The following is a 19,506-nucleotide window of genomic DNA, read 5'->3' on the forward strand; positions in this document are numbered from 1 at the left end:
TTCCTTTGGTTTTTTGTATTTGTAAATTTTATAATAATATTATTCATATATATAGACAAAGGGGAAATATTTGTTTAAACTTTACAAGGTGTTTATTAAAAACGAATTGTAAAAATAGAGGATAGGGAATGGGATATATTCATAATTGGTTATTTATCTTTAAAACTTAATATTTAAATGTAGGAGGTTTATAATGAGTAAACTGTTAAGGTGGTTTCGAGATATAAAAGTAGCAAAAAAGCTATTAATTTCATTTTTGGTAATTTTAATTGCAGCTGTCTCTATTATTGGAGGCATGTCTTATCAAACGGCTAAAAAGAATTTTGAATCACAAATTACGAGTAGTGCTCACGATAATATAAAAATATTAGATAATTTAATCAATCAAATGATTGAGGCGAAATTTAACGAAGTAAATAACTTTGCACGAGTGATTCATAGTGATATGTATCAAGGAGATAATCAAGATGAATTAAGAAAGGTGTTATCTCAATATATTAATTTAAATAAAGATATTGAACAAGTATATGTTGCCGGCAATGATAAGAAGTTTGTGCAAGAACCAAATATACAAATGGCAGCAGATTATGATCCAACAACCCGCTCTTGGTATAAAGATGCAGTGAGTAAACAAGGTGGAATCGTGGTCACTGAACCGTATAAGGCGAAAGGAAATGGACATATTGTCGTAACGATTGCGAAACAAACAGAAGATAAAAATGGCGTTGTTGCGGTAGATTTAAGTTTAGAGAATTTATTGAAAACAACAAAGCTAATCAATATTGGTAAAAAAGGATATACATTCATTTTAGATGGAAAACAAAAAATAATTGCGCATCCTCAAGAAAAACCAGGAGATAAAGCAGCTGATTCTTGGGCAAAGAAAATTTACGAAGATAATCAGGGCACTTTTTCATACACGTATGACGGTAGTGAAAAGAAAATGGTATTTGCTACAAACTTAAAAACAGGATGGAAAATCGGTGGAACGATGTACTCAAATGAAGTAATTGAAGCTGCTCAGCCTGTATTTTATAATATGTTAATTGTTATGCTTATTTCACTAGTTATAGGAGGAGCACTTATTTATCTCGTAACGCTTTCTATTACAAAACCTTTAAAGAGATTAGTTGCCACTTCTAAAAAAATAAGTGAAGGAGATTTAACGCAAACAATTGAAATTCATTCAAACGATGAAATTGGTCAACTTGCAAAAGGTTTTAATGAGATGACAGATTCACTACGAACGTTAATTGGAAGAATTAATGATTCGGCCGGGCATGTTGCAGCGGCATCAGAAGAGCTAACTGCGAGTGTAAGACAAGCGAGTGAAGCGACTGAACAAATTACAATGGCAATGGATGAAATATCGGGCGGGGCAACGACGCAAACATCAAGTGTTGAAAATGGTGCCATGTTACTGTTTGATGTAACAGAAGGGATTCAGCACGTAGCAAATAGTTCATCCTCTATTAATTCTGCTTCTGCTCATACACGTGAAAAAGCGGAAGATGGCGGAAAACTAGTAGGAAAAACAGTAAATCAAATGCAGTCTATTGCGGCATCTGTTTCGCAATCAGATGCAGTTATTCAGTTATTAAATAACAAATCAAAGCAAATTGGTGATATTTTAGAAGTAATTCAAAATATTGCAGATCAGACAAACCTGCTAGCATTAAATGCAGCAATTGAGGCTGCAAGAGCTGGTGAGCATGGAAGAGGCTTTGCAATTGTTGCTGATGAAGTACGAAAATTAGCAGAACAATCTAGCGTATCATCGAGTGAAATTAGTAAATTAATTTCTGAAATACAAGATGATATGAGTAAGACAGTAAAATCTATGAATAATGTAAATGAAGAAGTTCAATCTGGACTTGTTATCGCAAATGAAACGAAACAAAATTTTGCTGAGATTTTACAATCTACAAATGAAATTGTTGATCAAATTAAAACGATGGTTGAAACAGCTAATGGAATGTCAAAAGGTGCAAATGAAGTATCTATTTCGGTTGGTCAAATTGCTATGACGGCACAAAATAATGCGACGAGCACACAAAGTGTTGCAGCATCAGCTGAGGAACAGCTAGCTTCCATGGAGGAAATTGGTTCTGCAGCTGGTACATTATCTCAAATGGCTGAAGAATTGCAAGGGTTAATTGAAAGATTTAAAGTATAAAAAGGAGAGGCTGTCTTAAAATAGCATTAGTGCTATTTTAAGACAGTCTTTTAGCTGATAAACGGATTAGAGGTTCAATGTATGTAATGTTTGTCGAAAAATAGAGGGATTTGTAAAGCTGATGTATAATTAATCTAATATAGACTACGTTTAAAGGAGATCGGTATGGGAGTGTATTGGGGAACGAAAAGACATTCTTGGCTTAGCTATGTCTCGTTTTGGTTAAGTATTTTATTCTTTGTTGTTTTTTTAATTGAAGTGTTTGTATTTAAAACACTTTCAAATAGTTCATTACAAGTCGTTAAATATCTTTATTTGATATTTGTCCCATTAAATATCATTCTTTGTTTAAGGTTATTATCTAAGAAGAATGAAAAGAAAATATTACCGATTTTTAGTTTAATTGTATCATTATTATTTGCAAGTTTAATTCTAGTATTAGCATTAGCAGCTACAGGGAAAATCTTATGAGGAGAGTGATATAAATTACTCTTCTTTTTTGTTGTTTTTTTTAAGAGTTGTAAGTAGTGTGTAGGAAATAAGGAAAGTGATAAGTTATCAGTAAGGGAACATACTAGTGAATAGAGAGTGAACTGAAAATACTATAGGTTTTGTATGCGTTTATAAAGCAAATCAATGCGGTAGGATTCGTGATATATGGTACAATAAACATGGATAGTGATAGAGATAAAGGGTATATAAAATACTCATCGTTTTTTAGTAAGAGAGGGGTTATCTTATGCTATACGAGGATTTGATGACATTATTCCAAGCTGCTCCGATAGAATTGGATAGAGGCGGCTGGAAATATATAATCCAGGAACAAAATGATAAATATGAAATTGTTGATGAAATGTTAAAAAAGCAAATGAATGTTGAATTGTATTTTAATGAGTATGATGAGGTGAAAATCACTTTATATAAAGATGGAAGCCCCATTACTACTATGCAAAGAATTGCTATTTCAAAAGTTGAGTTAGATGAAGAGGAAGAAGGCATTCAATTCGTATTAGAACGCATGCCAAGTCGAATGATTCGTTTGCAATTAAAGCCATACCTTGCAGTAGAAATGGGGCCGTACTGGGAAGTATGTGAAGACTGTGAATGAACATGAAAAAACATCCGTATACACGGATGTTTTTTCATGTTTTTTGAAGTTGTTTAAAGGCAATAATCGGTAGTAAAATGATGCTCACCCAACCGATAATAGGGTATAGAATATGAAGTAATTCACTATATCCGATGAAACTAAAGCAATAACTAATTAGTAATATGAAGTAAATAATGTTATTACTTTTCCATCCGGTAATGGATTGCATTTGTTTTGTCATTCCGAACACATTACCAACTAAAGTTGTGAACACTTCACCGAAAATAATAAGAACAAAGAAAAAGTGAAAAGTTGCATTAAATCTTCTTATGACTTCAGCCATTGGGATATTGTATTGATAAAATTGGTCGACTGATAAGATAGCTAAATGGCTGCATAATAAAATTAAAGAAAGTCCTGCACCACCTAAAATTCCACCCCACAAAATGGCTTTTCGATCTTTTACTTCACTGGCTAACGGGACGAGAACGCTTTGGGCGAGCGAAAGATTTAAAGCGACATATGTAATAGGGCTAGTAATCCACTTCATATTCCAGCTCTCTGCAGGAATAGTATTACTAATAGGTGTTGTACTATGGAAAAAGGTTGTAATAGCGAGTCCGATAATAAAGATCATCATAATAGGTACGACAAGCGTATTTACTTCAAAAACACCTTGTAATCCCCGGCTCCCAATAATGAGACAGGCGATGACCGTGATGAAAATACCAAGTTGTCTCGGGAGGCGGAGTTGCTCTTCAAATACTGCACCGGCTCCTGATAACATAACGCTAGTTACGCCAAATAATACGAGTAATAATAAAGTATTTACGACATTTCCAAATACATCCCCAAATAAATATTTGTTAAATTCTTGCGCTGAAAATGCCCCGATTTGTGATGAAAGTAACATCATCTTTGTACCGAGCCAAATAAAAAAAAATCCACTTATACATATGCCAATGGTCCCGTACAATCCGTTAACTGTAAAAAATTCAACAATTTCTCGCCCAGTAGCAAATCCAGCTCCAACGACCGTTCCGATATAAGTAGCAGCGACTTTCTTTGCTACTTGCCATTGTTGATTGTCCATGTTATCCCTCTTTCTTCTATGATGAGCTTGACTTACTATTATGCATATGTGTGAGCTTGGACAATTAGACATGTGAAGTAGTTGAAAGAATACATGAATTATATGATATTAGGGAAATATTAAGGTTGTTAAAACTTTGTTACATATAAGCTGTTCATTCGGAAGAGTAGGAAATGTATGGTAAAATGTAATTAAGTTATTAAAAGATAATAATTATAAAATGATAAGAGGAGTGGATTGTATGAGTACGAAAACAAATGTTGTTGAAGTATTAAACAAGCAGGTAGCAAACTGGAATGTATTATATGTGAAACTGCATAATTATCATTGGTATGTGACAGGACCACACTTCTTTACATTACATGAGAAATTTGAAGAGTTTTATAATGAAGCAGGAACGTACATTGATGAGTTAGCAGAGCGTATTTTAGCGTTAGAAGGAAAACCGTTAGCGACAATGAAAGAGTATTTAGCAACTTCAACTGTAATCGAAGGGACAAGCAAAGAGTCTGCAGAAGAAATGGTACAAACTTTAGTAAACGATTTTTCTGCACTTATTCAAGAATTAAAAGAAGGTATGGAAGTAGCTGATGAAGCTGGTGATGAAACGTCAGCTGATATGCTATTAGCAATTCATACGACATTAGAACAACATGTATGGATGTTAAGTGCATTCTTAAAATAAACATAAATTGATTTTTTAAAAAACTCTATCGAAAAATTCTTTCAATAGAGTTTTTTGTGATTTTTCAGTTTTCTTTTATGCTATAATATAGTAAAAAGGAGGCGATACGATGTTTCGCTTTTTCAGAACTGGAAAAGAAGATAGAGAAATTACGAAAGATGAATTAGAGCAAGCGATGGCTAAGTTTCTAGAAACGAATGCTAATATCGTTTATACAGTCTTAGTAAATGATGATTACACAGTAAATTATGATTTGTTAAAGCCATATTTACCTGCATTTCCAACAAATTTTTTTCTGATAACGAAGGAAACGCTTGAGGTATTTGAACATACAGAAGAAAATTTAAACCTAGTTAAAGAAATTGATATCGTACAAAAGGCCGTAGATCAATATGTAACAGAAAAAGAAATGTTCCCAATTGTTGAAGATAGCGAAGATCGCCTCATATGCGGAGTGAAGCTAGGACCATATTTAAATCGTATATTAAAAAGAAACTTATATATTTCAGAAAAGCATTATTTAGTTTCAAGTAAACCAGATAAGAAAAAAAAGAATAGTGGGCAGATGTTATGAGAACAACAATAATATTATTGTTGTCTTTTTTTTTATTAAAATACTGATTTTTCAGTCTGTTTAACTTTATACTACAATTAGTGGATAGGAAGGAGTGGTGTATTATGCGTATACATACATTAATTATTAAATATCATTCTGAGGATCAGGTATTGTTAAGTTGAATTGTAGAATTTAACTACGTATACCGTGACCCTAGAATGATAGGAAGATTGGAGAAGCAATTATTATAAAAGGTTACGGGGGAATTTCTATATGAAAAATAGTATGACTTATATTAAGTTATTAAATGAAACGTTACATTGTTATGCAAATAAAGGAAGTTTTGAAGCGTATTCTTATATAACGAATAACGCTAAAGATGTAATGGGTAATGAAGCACAAATATATAATTTTAAATATGCATTAGCAAGTGCAGCAGGACTTGAAGAAGAAGCGTTGCATTTAATGAAGAAAGCAATTATAGAAAATGGATTCTGGTACGGAAGTGAGTATTTAATTTCCGATGATGATTTAAAACCACTACATAAATTTGAAGAGTTTCATAGAATGGTTCAATTATGTAAAGAAAGAGAAGAGTTAGCAAAGAAAACGGAACAAGCAGACGTGAAATATACATACAGCAAACAAAATGAAAATCTACTAATAACACTGCATGGGGATCAAGAAAATATACAAATAATAGAACCATATTGGAACTCTGTAATGGAACAAGGTTTTATGCTGGCATTGCCTCAATCTTCCCAAATTCAATTTTCAGATGGATATGTTTGGGATAGTATCGAAAGAGGAAGAGAAGAGTTAAAAGAACATTACAATAAGATTAAAGTAAATAAAACATTTGGAAATATTATTATTGGTGGCTTTTCTGCTGGGGCAAGAGTAGCGTTACATTCCATGTTACAAGGTGAAATAGAAGTGAACGGTTTTATTTTTGTGGCACCGTGGCTCCCGGAAATGGAAGAATGGGAAGAAATGATTGGAATATTACATGATAAAAGCATAAAAGGATATATAATATGTGGGGATCAAGATGAAGATTGTTTCGAATGTACACAGCAATTTGTAAAGTTATTAAAGGATAAAAATATAGAACATAAGTATAAAGTTGTGCCTAACTTAAATCATGATTATCCTCATAATTTTGATGAGTTATTAAAAGAAGCTATTGAATATATAGGAAGCAAAAACAATTGATTGGTAGTAAGAAAGGGAGATGCATCATATGTGATGCATCTCCCTTTCGTTATTATAAATTAAAAGCGTCTGCCAATAGGCGATAAGAGTTTAATTTATCTTCAAATTGATGAGTAATCGTGACAATCATAAATTCGTCAGTATTATACGCTTTGCTTAAGTTTAATATTTTTTCTTTCACAGAAGACGGATCACCGACGATCATACGTTGACGATTTTCTTTTATGCGGAATAGATCATAAGCACTATACGAATAATTTTGAGCAGTTTCGATAGAAGGAGTACCAGTAGTCCGTTTTCCTTGTTCTAATAGTAAAATCGATAAATCAAGGCTTGATGCTATCTTCTCTGCTTCTTCGTTTGTTTCTCCGCAAATAACAAAAATAGATACGATTGATTTTGGTTTATCACCTAAATAGGAAGGTTGGAATTGTTCTTGATAAGCCCTCATTACTTCAGGGCCACCGTATCCGTTAATGAATTGTGCAAATGCAAAAGAAGCGCCTTGCTTTGCGGCAATCATTGCACTTTCTCCGCTAGAACCGAGCATCCACATTTCAGGAGATGTTGTGATAACTGGAGTAGCCTTTAAGTTTGCATAATGATGGTTTTCTGGTACTTGATCATGTAAGTACATAGCAACATTTGCAATTTGTTCTGGATATTGATCAAGTGAGCCCATTTTACCTTCTTGAAGTGCGCGAGTTGCTATCGGCATACCACCAGGTGCTCTCCCGACACCAAGGTCGATGCGGTTTGGATAAAGTGCTTCTAAAACGCGGAAATTCTCGGCAACTTTATATGGGCTATAATGTGGCAGCATAACACCACCAGAACCAACTCTAATACGATCAGTTTTCGCGGCAATATGTGAAATGAGTATTTCTGGACTTGAACCAGCTAAGCTAACTGAATTATGGTGCTCGGATACCCAAAAACGTGTGAATCCGAGTTTTTCAACTTCTTGTGCAAGCGTAACTGTATGTGAAATAGCTTGGGCTGCTGTGCTACCATCTGAAATAGGTGATTGGTCTAATACACTTAATTTGATCATAGAATATACCTCTCAATCTTAATGTACATCCTATTATATATTTACTTATGAAAAATGCGTAATGAAATGCTCACACAAAAAAGCGGATAATTTTATATCCGCTTTTAACGAGAAAACCCTCGTTCATAATGATTCATTTCGACTAAGTTTAAAATATATTCGTAGTTATCAATTTCTAGATATATTTGCTTGCGTTCTTCCTCAGTTAGTTTAACGCTAGTAAGTTTTTTACAAAGCTGTTCTTTCTTTAATTCTAAATGTTTTTTTGTAGCATGATAGTCGTAAGTACGTTTCATGTGTATCCTTCCTTTCTCTACTATATATATATTTATTGTATGAAGCATGTAGAAGAGGGAGAGCTACACCATATGTATTTTTAGTGAATCTTCAAATTGCTATGGTGTTATGTTTAAGGGGATTCATGAATAAAATGCACTAAACCACTAATGTCCATTTTATGAAGTAAGGGGTGGAATTGTGCAGAAAGATATAATGTATAACACTGAGGTAGATGAAACGTTAAAAGTTATAAATAATGGATTAAAGAAGACGACACGTCCGAAACAAATTATTGTAGTAGGGGCAGGCATGGCTGGATTAGTTTCGGCATCTTTATTAAAAGCAGCAGGGCATGAAGTGAAGATTTTTGAAGCGAACAACCGTGTAGGTGGCCGCATAGAGACAGTTAGGATGGAAGATACCGGATTATATTTAGATGTTGGAGCGATGAGAATTCCGTATTCGCACAAATTAACGATGGCATATATAAGAAAGTATGGGCTACAGGTGAGCCCTTTTATTAATAGGAATGAGACTGATATTATATACGTAAATGGTCGGAAAACAACGTTGAAACAATATGAAAAGGACCCAAGTATTTTAAAGTATCCGGTGGAAATGAACGAAGAGGGGAAAACGTCGGAGGACCTATTATTATTAGCGGTACAGCCAATTATAAATTTTATTAAAAGAAATCCAGAAAAAAATTGGGATATTGTAGTAAAGGATTTTGGGAAATATTCTACAGGGCAATTTTTAAAGTATCATCCTTATCAATATAATACGTATTTTTCGCCAGTAACGATTGAGATGATTGGTGTTCTGTTAGATTTAGAAGGTTTTTTAGAAAGGTCATTCGTTGAGACGTTACGTTTTTTATACATTATGCAAGAGGAGAGCGGATTTTGTGAAATAATAGGTGGAAACGATAGATTACCAAAGTCTTTTTTACCGCAATTAGAAGAAAATATTATTTATAATCAAAAATTAATGAAGCTACATCAACACGATAACGGTGTGACGGCTTTCTATCGAAATGAGGAAACTTTTGAATATAGTAGTATTACAGGGGATTTAGTTATTGTTACAATTCCGTTTTCGACAATGCGTTTTGTGGAAGTAGATCCATTTGATTCTATATCTCATGAAAAGTGGAAAGCAATTCGTGAATTGCATTATATGCCTGCGACGAAAATAGGCATTCAATTTAAAAGTCGATTTTGGGAAGAACAAGGGCAATTAGGTGGCAGAATTATAACAGATTTGCCAATTCGTTACGCCTATTATCCAAGCCATGGAATTGGAGAGAAAGGACCTGCTATGATGTTAGGAAGCTATACATGGTCTTATGATGCGTTGTTATGGGATGGGTTATCAAAGGGTGATCGTATTTATTACACATTGCACAACTTAGCAACGATATTAGGTGGTCAAGTATATGATGAATTCATGTCTGGAATATCAAAAAGTTGGACATTGGATCCATATGCGCTTGGAGGATTTGCCCTTTTTCAAGCTGGTCAAGAATCTGAGCTACAACCAGTGATTGTAAAGCCAGAGGGGAAAATATTCTTTGCTGGAGATCATACAACGTTATATCACGGATGGATTCAAGGTGCGATTGAGTCTGGAGTTCGTGTAGCGATAGAAGTAAATGAATAAAATGTTTAAAATTCAGAAATTTCTTTACCGTATAACTTGAGATGGATATTATTATATATAAAAGAATTATAGGGAGTGTTTACAGTGAATCCGTTATTATTCGATTTTTCTTCTGAATTTTATACTGACAGGCTTTTTATTCGAATGCCGAAACCAGGCGATGGTAAAGTTGTATATGACGCAATTCAAGCTTCAATACAAGAATTAAACCCTTGGATGGTTTTTGCACAAAAAGAGCAAACAGAGGAAGAAATAGAAGAGAGTATAAGAAAATCGCATATTCAATTTTTACAAAGAGAAGATTTGAGGTTGCTAGTATTCTCGAAAGAGACAGGTGAATTTATTGCTTCTAGCGGATTACATCGTATTAATTGGGATATACCTCAATTTGAAATCGGGTATTGGATTGATTCGAGATTTAGTGGAAAAGGCTATATGGTAGAGGCTGCGAAAGGTATAACGGATTATGCTTTTTCTGAACTGAAAGCAAACCGCGTAGAAATTCGTTGTGATTCTCTAAATAAGAAGAGTAGAGCGATACCTGAGAAATTAGGTTTTAAATTAGAGGGGATTTTAGAAAGTGCGAGTGTTGCGGTAGATGGAAATGGATTAAGGGATATGTGTGTATTTGCAATGACGAGAAATACATATGAAAAAGAAGAGCTGTAAAGAAACAGCTCTTCTTCTTTATATTATGGTACAGGATGTCCATTAGAGCTTTCAAAAATTGTAAACCATTGTTGACGATCTAAGTTAACTTTTGTAGCAAGAGCGGCCGTTTTTACACGATCTAATTTACCTGAGCCAACGATTGGCATCATTTTAGCTGGATGAGCAAGTAACCATGCATACATAACAGTATCGATGCTATCAACACCTAGCTCAGTAGCAACTTTTTGCAGTGTTTCACGTACACGTACAGCACGTTCAGTTTGACCGGTAAAGATTTCACCACCAGCAAGAGGTGACCAAATCATTGGGTTGATTCGTTTTTCTTGGCATAAATCAATCGTACCTTTTTCAAAGTGCTCAAGCTGCATCGCAGATACTTCGATTTGATTTGTAATGAGCGGGAAATCTAAATATGAACTTAACATATTAAATTGTGAAGGTAAAAAGTTAGATACACCGAAGTGACGTACTTTTCCTTCGTGCTTTAAGCGTGAAAAAGCTTCTGCCACTTCGTTTGGATCCATAAATGGATCAGGACGATGGATGAGTAATACATCAATATAATCTGTATGTAAGTTTTGTAATGAATCCTCCGCGCTCTTTATGATATGTTCAGCACTCGTATTGTAGTGAGCAACATATCGCTCTGGAAATTTCGGTGATGGGGGAGCGATTCCACATTTTGTGACAATTTGCATGTTTTCGCGTAAGGAAGGCTTGAGTTGTAGTGCTTCTCCAAACAATTCTTCACACTTATATCCACCATAAATATCAGCGTGATCGAAAGTAGTTATCCCCATATCCATACAAGATTCAATAAAAGAAAGTAATTCTTGTTTCGTCATATTCCATTCTGCTAAACGCCAAAATCCTTGAATAATACGAGAAAATTCCAGTGTTTCGGCCATTTGAACTCGTTCCATTTTAAGTACCTCCTTGATGAATGATAATATTTTGAAAAGGCTTTCTTGCTACATATTATTATATAGTTACAGGGTCGTACATACAATAAATATGTTTTGCTACAAAAACGATTTTTTCTATATGCTATAATATAGAAACATTTAGCTATAAGGAGAGGTACGAAATGATTCCAGTAACAATATTAACGGGTTTTCTTGGATCAGGGAAAACAACATTATTAAATCGTATTTTATCAGAAAATCACGGTAAGAAATTAGCGGTGATTGTAAATGAAATAGGACAAATTGGTATCGATAATCAATTGATTATGAATGTTGAAGAAGAAATTATGGAAATGACAAATGGCTGTTTATGCTGTACTGTGCGTGAAGATTTACTTGTTGCTTTAAAACAATTACTGGATGTGAAAGCAGAAGGGGAAATGGAATTTGATGGATTAGTAATTGAAACAACAGGTCTTGCAAATCCAGGTCCGATTATTCAAACTTTCTTTTTAGATCCAGTTATTCAATCTGCATACCAAATTAACGGTGTTGTAACAGTTGTAGATAGCTATCATATACATAAACATTTTGAAAAGGGACTAGAAGCAAAAGAACAAATTGCCTTTGCTGATGTTGTGTTAGTTAATAAATTAGATTTAATTGAAGAAAATGAGAAAGAAAGTCTCGTGCATGAACTGCAAGGAATTAATCCAACTGCAAAATTAATCGAGACGACTAACTGTGAGGTAGATATACCATCGCTACTACAAATTCAAACGTTTAAAACGAAAGATACGTTACAAATTTACCCTCATAAAGAACATAACCATTTAGAAGGTGTAAAATCGTTTGTACTACGTGAAGAGCGTTCGTTAGATTTACAAAAACTGAATGAGTGGATGTCAGCTGTCGTGCAAGAGCTAGGGGAGTATTTATATCGTTACAAAGGGATATTATCTATTGACGGAGTAGATAAAAGAATTGTTTTCCAAGGTGTACATACATTGTTTGCTGCTTCGTACGATAGAGAGTGGCAAGAGGGCGAAGAGCGAGTAAGTGAAGTAGTGTTCATCGGAAAAGATATTAATAAAGAATGGTTCCAAGAACATTTCCAAGAGTGTGTGAAATAAGTCTGCGTATATTGCAGGCTTTTTTTGTTTACTAAAATTGGAATTTGTATTAAGATAATCTGAAAATACTAAACGTTTAGTATTTTGTTATGGGTAGGGGGAGAAAAGGTGCGTTTAATGATTCTTGGATTGCTTACTAAAAGGGAGTCGCTATCTGGTTATGAAATACAACAGGCGCTAAATATGGTGCAAAGTAATAAATGGGCGGAAGTTTTCCCAGCTTCTATTTATCACGCATTAAAAAAAATGGAAAATGAAAATTTCATTCAAGTTAAAGCAATTGAAATGACCGGAAAACGGTCGAAAACGATATATTGTATTACAGAAAAGGGAAGTCAAGAATTTAAAAGGTTATTAAAGGAGTCGTTTCAAAAAACTTCAGTTATGTTTCCGAAACATCTATATACAGCGTTAACATTTCTGTCAGAAGAAGAGAGTATGAGAGAGGAAATTTTAGAAGCTTTAGAAGAGCAGAAAAGTGAAATACGATCTACTTATGAAGAGATGAGGGAAGGAGAAAGACTAAAAGATAACGCGCCAGCGTATGTGAAACTAATTTTCGAAAATATGTATGAACAATGTGAGATGCAACTTCGATTTATTCATAGGTTAGAGAAACTATTAAAAAACTAAAAATGTGGTGGGAAGAATATGAAAATCGATCATCTTGTTATAAATGTAAATAAAGAAATACAAGAAAATAAGGAAACGATTAAAAATGTACATTCTATCGGGCTTCCATATGTTCCGAAATGGGGAAAGGGAACGAAAGGGTTTAAAGTATCTAACATATGGATTGGAAAAGAATATTTAGAATTAGTAAGAGTAAAAACAAAAGATGGGGGTGGTTGGGTACAAGAGTGGGTTCAGAAATATTGTGATGGCCATAGGGGACTCATCGGACTGGCAATTGATGTTGAAAATATAGATAAAGTGTATGGGAAAATGATAGAAGGTGGAATTGAAATTACAAAACCAGAACCATTACAATACAAGTGGTTTTTTAATTTATTTAAGAAAACTATGCCGTGGAAAAATGCATACATACAGCCGATGAAGGGGATGCCGTTTCAATTTTTTCTACAACAAATGGACGATCAAAAGAGCAGAGAATATATGGAGAAATATATGTATCCAAATAGTTTGGAGCAGGGAATTACAGGAATAAATACGGTGAAATTATATGGAGAAATAACAAATGAAGATAGAGACATTATTAGTTGTCTATTTTCAGATGTTACAAATGAAGAAGAAGAAATAGTAATACGTTTAAACAATCAAATGATTTATCTAATTCAATCGGATGAGCATTTTACGGAGATAATACTAGATTGCAAAAGCGAAGCACATAGGGAGAAGAAATTAAATATAGAAAATGTGACATTAATAAATAAATAATAAAAAGCCTGTTTTCACAGGCTTGTATTTTCATCTATTAGTAATTCCATTACAACACCTACAACTGGACCCTCGTCATCAATGTCTCCGTTTAAACGGAAGCCAAATGATTCATATAGTCCCATTGCGAGTTTGTTGTCTGGATGTAAACTTAAATAAATTATTTTACATTCAAATTTTTGTTGTAAATATTGGATTAGTAAACGAAGGAAACGTTTTGCATATCCTTTTCCTTGAAAATGCTGATCAATCATAAAACGATCTAACCATACGCTTTCATGCTTTTTGGAATGCCAACCGTACATTGCGTATCCAACGAGTGTTTCTTTGTCATATAAGCCTACTGACGTTCCGTTTTCTTCATATAATGATTCAGCTAAAGAAAACGCATTGCTTTCAATAAATTGCTGCTGTTCTTTTGTTACGTTTAAAGCAGCTACTGAACGCCAATTATTTGCTGTTACTTCACAAATGTGAAGATTCATAGTTCCAACTCACCTTCTAAATTATTATAGCTTAAAAGCTAATATGGATAATTTTACTTGTTATTTCGGCCAAGTCAAGTGAGAACAAACAAAAAAGAAGCTGAATGGCATATTCAGCTTCTTATAAAGTGAAACTTTAATGAGTGGGGGGGCATCCCCCACTCATTATCAACACGCACCAATCGGGCGTTTACTGCCCGTTAATACGGGATAAAAAGTTGATTAGTTAGTAGCTTCTTTCAATGTATTCACGTTTTCTTCCATTAAAGTAAAGTAATCTTTATTGTTCTTAGCATCATCCTCAGAAATAGTAGCAAGGTGATTTAAGCGTAAAATTTTTGTACCTGTTTCTTTTTGAATAACTGATGCTACTTTTGGAGTAGAGAATGTCTCAAATAAAATATATTTTAAACCGTGTTCTTTTACTGTTTTTGTAATGTCAGCAAGCTGTTTTTGAGATGGTTCATCAGATGCTGAAATTCCAGCGATTGGGATTTGTTTTAAACCGTATCGTTGTTCCCAGTAGCCATAAGCTGCATGTGAAACTAATATTTCTTTCGTTTTTGCATTTGCAACAACTGCTTTAAATTGATCATCTAAATCAGTAAATTTTGTTTGAAGTGCTGCGAAGTTTTTTTCGAATTCTTTTTTATGTTCAGGCTGTAATTCTACAAGTGCATTTTTAATTTTTTCTGCTTGTTTCATCGCAAGAGTAGGATCTATCCAAACGTGTGGGTCTTTATCGTGATGATGTTCATCTTCTTTATGACCGTCTCCATGATCGTGCTGCTCTTCTTCAGATGAAGCACGAAGTTCGATATCTTTAGATGCATTTACAACTTTTACGTTTTCTTTTTTTAAGGATTTTTCCATTTTTTCGGCAAATGGTTCTAATTCTGCACCGTTATAAACGAATAAATCGGCTTTTGCGATTTGTACAGTCTGTTTTTGACTCGGTTCAAATGTATGAGAATCCGCACCAGGTGGGTAAATTGCTTCTACATTTACATAATCACCACCGATTTTTTTTGCGAAATCAGCAAGTGGGAAAATGGTTGTATAAACAGTTAGTTTTCCATCTTTCTTGGCAGTATCTTCTTTTTTATTTGAGCAGCCAGTAAAAATTAAAGTGAAAATAAGTAAGAATGAAAATATAGTCAATCTTTTAGGCATGAAGTTCTCCTCTTTTCTTTTTTTACGGATATATCTTCCCCCAATTATAGAAGAAAAATATCATTTTAATACAAAACGGAATAATTACGTTTTAGCTCGCGAACCTAGTATAATACATCTTTATGAAAGTTGCAATAAATAATAATCATTACGATTTGATTTTGTTATAAATCTGTCAAAAAGAAAGGTATTAATTTTTGTGATTGGTGCATATGTGACAATGTTACTTTCATATATTGGGAGGGAGCAGAAAAAAGGGGATGAGCGCTTGGGTTACATTATGGAGGCTATCTTTTTAATACTTGCGGTTGTTTTGCCGTTATCTTTTGTTTTAATTTTTTTAAGAAGACTAATAAGTAATTTAGGGGATGCTACAACAATTACGAAATTGCCAGTTGAAGAAAAAGAAAAGAAAAAAGAGTAATTAAAGCACTATGCTTACGCATAGTACTTTAATTATGATAAAATGATAAAACGGAAACTCCTATTAGCGACTTTCAGCAAAAGGAGAGAAAAGTAAATAAAGAGGTATATATATGAATGAACGAACAGCGTTAGTACTTGGCGCAAGTGGGCTAGTTGGACAAGAAATAACGCGACTATTACTTGACTCAGATTACTACGATTCGGTTACTATTTTTGTAAGAGAACCATTACAATTACAGCATGAGAAATTGCAGCAGAAACAGGTGGATTTTTCAGTATTAGAGGAATATAAAGAATTTTTTGCAGTAGATGATGTTTTTAGTTGTTTAGGAACAACGATAAAAAAAGCGAAGTCGAAGGTGAATTTTAAAAAAGTAGATTATGAATATACATTGCGAGCTGCCTGCTTAGCTGAAAAACAAGGCGTGCAAAATTTTCTTGTTATTTCATCAATGGGAGCAAATCCTAAATCATTCTTCTTTTACTCGCAAGTGAAGGGGAAAATGGAAGAGGAGCTGAAAAAGCTAGTTATTGGTGGCATACACATTTTCAGGCCGTCATTATTAGTAGGAAATCGACAAGAATATCGTTTTGGGGAAAGAATGGCTGAGAAATTATCTCGTATTCTTCCGTTTATATTTAAAGGGGCTTTTAAAAAGTACAAACCAATTTCAGCCAAAGATGTGGCGAAAGGAATGTATATAACAGCGCTGCGTGAAGAATCGGGTATCCATATTTATAATTCAAATGAAATTACAACGATAGAATAAATAAAACCGAGAAGACTCACTTCTCGGTTTTATTTATTAGTTTTAATTTTTCCGGGTGCTCGTCGGTACTGATATGGTTCTTGTAATTCAAAGCCGAGTTCATTGGCGGCTATTCTTGGGAAGTATGGATTGCGAAGTAACTCACGTCCGATAAAAATTAAATCTGCCTCGTTAGTTTTTAAAATTTGCTCTGCTTGTGATCCTGTTGTAATTAATCCTACCGCACCAGTTGCAATGTTAACATGCTCCTTAATATGTTTAGCATATTGTACTTGGTAACCAGGATAAACATCAATATGTGCTGGAACAACTGCACCAGAACTACAGTCAATTAAATCTACGCTTTGCTCTTGCATCCATTTTGTATACTGAACATAATCATGAACAGTTAAACCTTCATGATGATAATCATTAGCAGAAATACGAACAAACAACGGCCCAGTCCAAACTTCATTTACTGCATCAGTGATTTCACGTAAGAAGCGATAGCGATTTTCAGGTGAGCCCCCGTATTCATCAGTTCGCTTATTGGAAAGTGGAGAAAGAAATTCATTAATAAGATAACCGTGGGCACCGTGTAATTCAATAACGTCAAAGCCAGCTTCTTTAGAGCGTAAAGCAGCTCTTTGAAAAGCCAAAACAGTTTCTTTAATTTGCTGTTTACTCATTTCTACTGGTATTTTCATTCTATCGTTAAACGGAATTGCTGAAGGAGCGAAAGCATCCGTTTCTAATTCAGCCTTTCTTCCGGCATGTGCGAGTTGAATGGCAGCTTTTGCACCGTTATCATGTATAAAAGTTGTCGTTTTATGTAAGCCTTCAATTAGGCTATCATCCCAAATGCCTAAGTCTTTGTTAGAAATTCGTCCTTCAGGTAATACAGCTGTTGCTTCAATCATAACTAAACCTACTTGACCGGCAGCCCTGGTTCCATAGTGGACGAGATGAAAATTAGTTACTTGGCCATCCTCATTCTCTGATGAATACATGCACATAGGCGACATAACGATACGGTTTTTTAGTGTAACGTCCTTAATTGTATAGGGTGAAAAAAGTTGGGGATTCATCAAATAGCCTCCTTAATTGAATTTTCTTACATTGTATCATTCTCTTTTTTGTTTCTCTAATAAAACGCTTATACGAAAAATTTTGTCTATTCGTGTTACAATGGCTAATATGAATTGAATTGGAGGATGACATATGTATCAGGCTTATTATGAAAGTGAATTAGGTTTGCTGGAAATTACAGCGAATACGAAAGGGATTACGTCTGTTATATTTGTTGAAGAAAGAAAAGAAGAACATAAAAATGAACTTGTTGAACAATGTATAAATGAATTAGATGAATACTTTGAAGGAAAAAGAAAAGAGTTTACAGTTCCATTGTCTGCTGAAGGAACACCATTCCAAAAGAATGTATGGGAAGCACTTTACACCGTACCATATGGCGTAAGTGCTTCATATTTAGATATTGCAGATAAGGTTGGGAATACGAAAGCTGTACGAGCGATAGGAGGGGCAAATAGCCGGAATCCAATTTCAATTATCGTTCCATGTCATCGTGTAATAGGAAAGAGTGGAAAACTTGTTGGGTATGCAGGTGGTTTATGGAGGAAAGAGTGGTTATTGAAGCATGAAGGCATATTAAAATGAAGTATGGATGGAAAGAGGGATTGTTTTGAAATGTATAAATTGTGGGCGACCTTGTATTAATGATCAGTTGAATTGTGCAAATTGTCAACGGAACTTGCATAATAAACAAGGTGAAGAAAGCTCGCTAATAGACAAAGAATTAGAAGTATATGTAGGGAGACAATATCCATATTACAAAAGAAAATGGGAGCTTGAGAATAAGCGAATTGCTAGGTGGAGCTGGAATGGTTTGGCTGCTATTTTCAATGTAGGTTGGCTTGGATATCGTAAGTATTATTTACCTGCTGCTTTATTTATACTGTTATTAGTAGCATGTGATGCATTTTCTTATTATATGGGGTTCAACGTAGCGTTGCCAATCATTAATATGGTGCCTCTTACGTTTTTATTACTCATTTTCATTCTATTTGGGATGGGGATTTTTGCAAATGGATTATATTATCAATTTGCAGAAAGGCGTATATATCGAATAAAAGCACGGGGAATTAAAGATGAATCGGTTGAAAATTATCTGATCCGTGATAGTGGTGGAACGAGTAAAATGGGAGCAACAATCGTTACTATTTTAGCAGTTGCTAGTATTTTTTTCAGTCATTTCTTTTTTCCGACTGATCGAGATATTATACAAAAAGTACGCACAAGTTCGCTTTATGAATATCCTTTCTTTTCGATTGGTGAATCGTTTGAAAGCTATTTTCAAAATTCAGGGTGGATATATTATCGTGGTTCGGAAGGTATGGAATTAGTAGAATTTCAAGGATACAGCCCAGGGATGCCAAGACAAAAAGTTACAATTCAATTTATTGTTGATTATAAATTGAGTGAAATTGAGCCATACTCCCTTACGATTAATGGTGAATCTAAAAATGAAGAAGAGTTTTTGAAGATAATGGAGGAAATATTTAAAGTTCAAAATCCATTTGATATAGAGGATGGCTTACAAGTAAATGCTATTCAACAAAGCGGAGGGAAAGCAATTTCTGACCGCTTTTTTTCTTTTTATAAAAATAAATATTTAAAATAATCAGAATCTTTTGTATAATAAAATATATTATACAAGTTTTAACTTATACATATAGAT

22 protein-coding genes are annotated in these 19,506 nt (G+C 34.0%); 15 read left to right on the plus strand and 7 right to left on the minus strand.

The annotated features are described in order from the left end of the window. Positions 1-193 precede the first annotated feature (193 nt). The 3 genes from ACFVQC_RS14580 to ACFVQC_RS14590 all read left to right on the plus strand — a co-directional run bounded on the left by ACFVQC_RS14580 (position 194) and on the right by ACFVQC_RS14590 (position 3,284). The gene (locus ACFVQC_RS14580; protein WP_377898562.1) at positions 194-2,176 is read left to right on the plus strand and encodes a methyl-accepting chemotaxis protein; all 1,983 of its coding nucleotides are present in this window, start codon (positions 194-196) and stop codon (positions 2,174-2,176) included. Positions 2,177-2,341: 165 nt separating this feature from the next. Beyond that, on the plus strand, positions 2,342-2,647 hold the full coding sequence (locus ACFVQC_RS14585) for a hypothetical protein (RefSeq protein ID WP_219918054.1): 306 nt from the start codon (positions 2,342-2,344) through the stop codon (positions 2,645-2,647). 268 nt (positions 2,648-2,915) lie between these two features. Further along, on the plus strand, positions 2,916-3,284 hold the full coding sequence (locus ACFVQC_RS14590) for a DUF3979 family protein (protein WP_016094221.1): 369 nt from the start codon (positions 2,916-2,918) through the stop codon (positions 3,282-3,284). 34 nt (positions 3,285-3,318) lie between these two features. On the opposite strand, the gene ACFVQC_RS14595 is transcribed toward ACFVQC_RS14590, so the two are convergent. Then, positions 3,319-4,359 (minus strand): YkvI family membrane protein, encoded by a 1,041-nt coding sequence (locus ACFVQC_RS14595; protein ID WP_063226475.1) that lies wholly within the window; start codon positions 4,357-4,359, stop codon positions 3,319-3,321. Positions 4,360-4,600: 241 nt separating this feature from the next. Here ACFVQC_RS14595 and ACFVQC_RS14600 point away from each other — a divergent pair, with 241 nt between their 5' ends. From ACFVQC_RS14600 to ACFVQC_RS14610, 3 genes are all read left to right on the plus strand, one after another. Next, positions 4,601-5,044, plus strand: coding sequence for a Dps family protein (locus ACFVQC_RS14600; protein ID WP_002118526.1), 444 nt, complete (start codon positions 4,601-4,603; stop codon positions 5,042-5,044). A gap of 109 nt (positions 5,045-5,153) precedes the next feature. Beyond that, complete coding sequence (locus tag ACFVQC_RS14605) at positions 5,154-5,618, plus strand: DUF3939 domain-containing protein (protein ID WP_000488199.1); 465 nt, start codon at positions 5,154-5,156, stop codon at positions 5,616-5,618. 255 nt (positions 5,619-5,873) lie between these two features. Next, complete coding sequence (locus tag ACFVQC_RS14610) at positions 5,874-6,815, plus strand: alpha/beta hydrolase (protein WP_377898563.1); 942 nt, start codon at positions 5,874-5,876, stop codon at positions 6,813-6,815. Positions 6,816-6,867: 52 nt separating this feature from the next. Here ACFVQC_RS14610 and ACFVQC_RS14615 read toward each other — a convergent pair whose 3' ends face one another. Together ACFVQC_RS14615 and ACFVQC_RS14620 are read right to left on the minus strand one after the other, a co-directional pair. Continuing rightward, a complete protein-coding gene (locus ACFVQC_RS14615) occupies positions 6,868-7,869 on the minus strand; it encodes an LLM class flavin-dependent oxidoreductase (protein WP_377898564.1) in 1,002 nt (333 codons plus the stop codon). Between the two features lie 104 nt (positions 7,870-7,973). Continuing rightward, positions 7,974-8,165: a DUF3896 family protein gene (locus ACFVQC_RS14620; RefSeq protein ID WP_002148588.1), complete on the minus strand. Its 192-nt coding sequence runs from the start codon at positions 8,163-8,165 to the stop codon at positions 7,974-7,976. Between the two features lie 181 nt (positions 8,166-8,346). On the opposite strand from ACFVQC_RS14620, the gene ACFVQC_RS14625 reads away from it, so the two are divergent. Continuing rightward, positions 8,347-9,810 carry a flavin monoamine oxidase family protein gene (locus ACFVQC_RS14625; RefSeq protein ID WP_002148587.1) on the plus strand — a complete coding sequence of 488 codons (1,464 nt, stop codon included), beginning with the start codon at positions 8,347-8,349 and terminating at the stop codon, positions 9,808-9,810. 84 nt (positions 9,811-9,894) lie between these two features. Then, positions 9,895-10,479 (plus strand): GNAT family N-acetyltransferase, encoded by a 585-nt coding sequence (locus tag ACFVQC_RS14630; protein ID WP_377898565.1) that lies wholly within the window; start codon positions 9,895-9,897, stop codon positions 10,477-10,479. Between the two features lie 23 nt (positions 10,480-10,502). Here ACFVQC_RS14630 and ACFVQC_RS14635 read toward each other — a convergent pair whose 3' ends face one another. After that, positions 10,503-11,405 (minus strand): aldo/keto reductase, encoded by a 903-nt coding sequence (locus ACFVQC_RS14635; RefSeq protein WP_377898566.1) that lies wholly within the window; start codon positions 11,403-11,405, stop codon positions 10,503-10,505. A 164-nt stretch (positions 11,406-11,569) separates the two neighbouring features. Here ACFVQC_RS14635 and ACFVQC_RS14640 point away from each other — a divergent pair, with 164 nt between their 5' ends. The 3 genes from ACFVQC_RS14640 to ACFVQC_RS14650 all read left to right on the plus strand — a co-directional run bounded on the left by ACFVQC_RS14640 (position 11,570) and on the right by ACFVQC_RS14650 (position 13,918). After that, a complete protein-coding gene (locus ACFVQC_RS14640) occupies positions 11,570-12,520 on the plus strand; it encodes a CobW family GTP-binding protein (RefSeq protein WP_377898567.1) in 951 nt (316 codons plus the stop codon). Positions 12,521-12,628: 108 nt separating this feature from the next. Further along, a complete protein-coding gene (locus ACFVQC_RS14645) occupies positions 12,629-13,153 on the plus strand; it encodes a PadR family transcriptional regulator (RefSeq protein ID WP_002148579.1) in 525 nt (174 codons plus the stop codon). 18 nt (positions 13,154-13,171) lie between these two features. Continuing rightward, positions 13,172-13,918 carry a VOC family protein gene (locus ACFVQC_RS14650; protein ID WP_377898568.1) on the plus strand — a complete coding sequence of 249 codons (747 nt, stop codon included), beginning with the start codon at positions 13,172-13,174 and terminating at the stop codon, positions 13,916-13,918. A gap of 14 nt (positions 13,919-13,932) precedes the next feature. Here the strand turns inward: ACFVQC_RS14650 and ACFVQC_RS14655 are convergent, their stop codons facing one another. Together ACFVQC_RS14655 and ACFVQC_RS14660 are read right to left on the minus strand one after the other, a co-directional pair. Continuing rightward, the gene (locus ACFVQC_RS14655) at positions 13,933-14,403 is read right to left on the minus strand and encodes a GNAT family N-acetyltransferase (protein WP_377898569.1); all 471 of its coding nucleotides are present in this window, start codon (positions 14,401-14,403) and stop codon (positions 13,933-13,935) included. 222 nt (positions 14,404-14,625) lie between these two features. Then, positions 14,626-15,576, minus strand: coding sequence for a metal ABC transporter substrate-binding protein (locus tag ACFVQC_RS14660; protein ID WP_002118552.1), 951 nt, complete (start codon positions 15,574-15,576; stop codon positions 14,626-14,628). Between the two features lie 268 nt (positions 15,577-15,844). Between ACFVQC_RS14660 and ACFVQC_RS14665 the strand changes: the two genes are divergently transcribed. Then, positions 15,845-16,000 (plus strand): hypothetical protein, encoded by a 156-nt coding sequence (locus tag ACFVQC_RS14665; protein ID WP_198285187.1) that lies wholly within the window; start codon positions 15,845-15,847, stop codon positions 15,998-16,000. A gap of 112 nt (positions 16,001-16,112) precedes the next feature. Then, complete coding sequence (locus tag ACFVQC_RS14670; protein ID WP_002148572.1) at positions 16,113-16,772, plus strand: oxidoreductase; 660 nt, start codon at positions 16,113-16,115, stop codon at positions 16,770-16,772. Positions 16,773-16,801: 29 nt separating this feature from the next. On the opposite strand, the gene namA is transcribed toward ACFVQC_RS14670, so the two are convergent. Continuing rightward, positions 16,802-17,839: an NADPH dehydrogenase NamA gene (gene namA, locus ACFVQC_RS14675; RefSeq protein WP_377895664.1), complete on the minus strand. Its 1,038-nt coding sequence runs from the start codon at positions 17,837-17,839 to the stop codon at positions 16,802-16,804. A 133-nt stretch (positions 17,840-17,972) separates the two neighbouring features. Between namA and ACFVQC_RS14680 the strand changes: the two genes are divergently transcribed. Together ACFVQC_RS14680 and ACFVQC_RS14685 are read left to right on the plus strand one after the other, a co-directional pair. Continuing rightward, entirely contained in the window at positions 17,973-18,425 is a 453-nt protein-coding gene (locus ACFVQC_RS14680) for a methylated-DNA--[protein]-cysteine S-methyltransferase (RefSeq protein WP_002031467.1), read from the plus strand. Positions 18,426-18,450: 25 nt separating this feature from the next. Then, positions 18,451-19,449 carry a DUF2628 domain-containing protein gene (locus ACFVQC_RS14685; protein ID WP_377895663.1) on the plus strand — a complete coding sequence of 333 codons (999 nt, stop codon included), beginning with the start codon at positions 18,451-18,453 and terminating at the stop codon, positions 19,447-19,449. Positions 19,450-19,506: the final 57 nt, after the last annotated feature.

The sequence above is a fragment of the Bacillus sp. NPDC057893 genome, assembly GCF_042796455.1.
Classification (GTDB): domain Bacteria; phylum Bacillota; class Bacilli; order Bacillales; family Bacillaceae_G; genus Bacillus_A.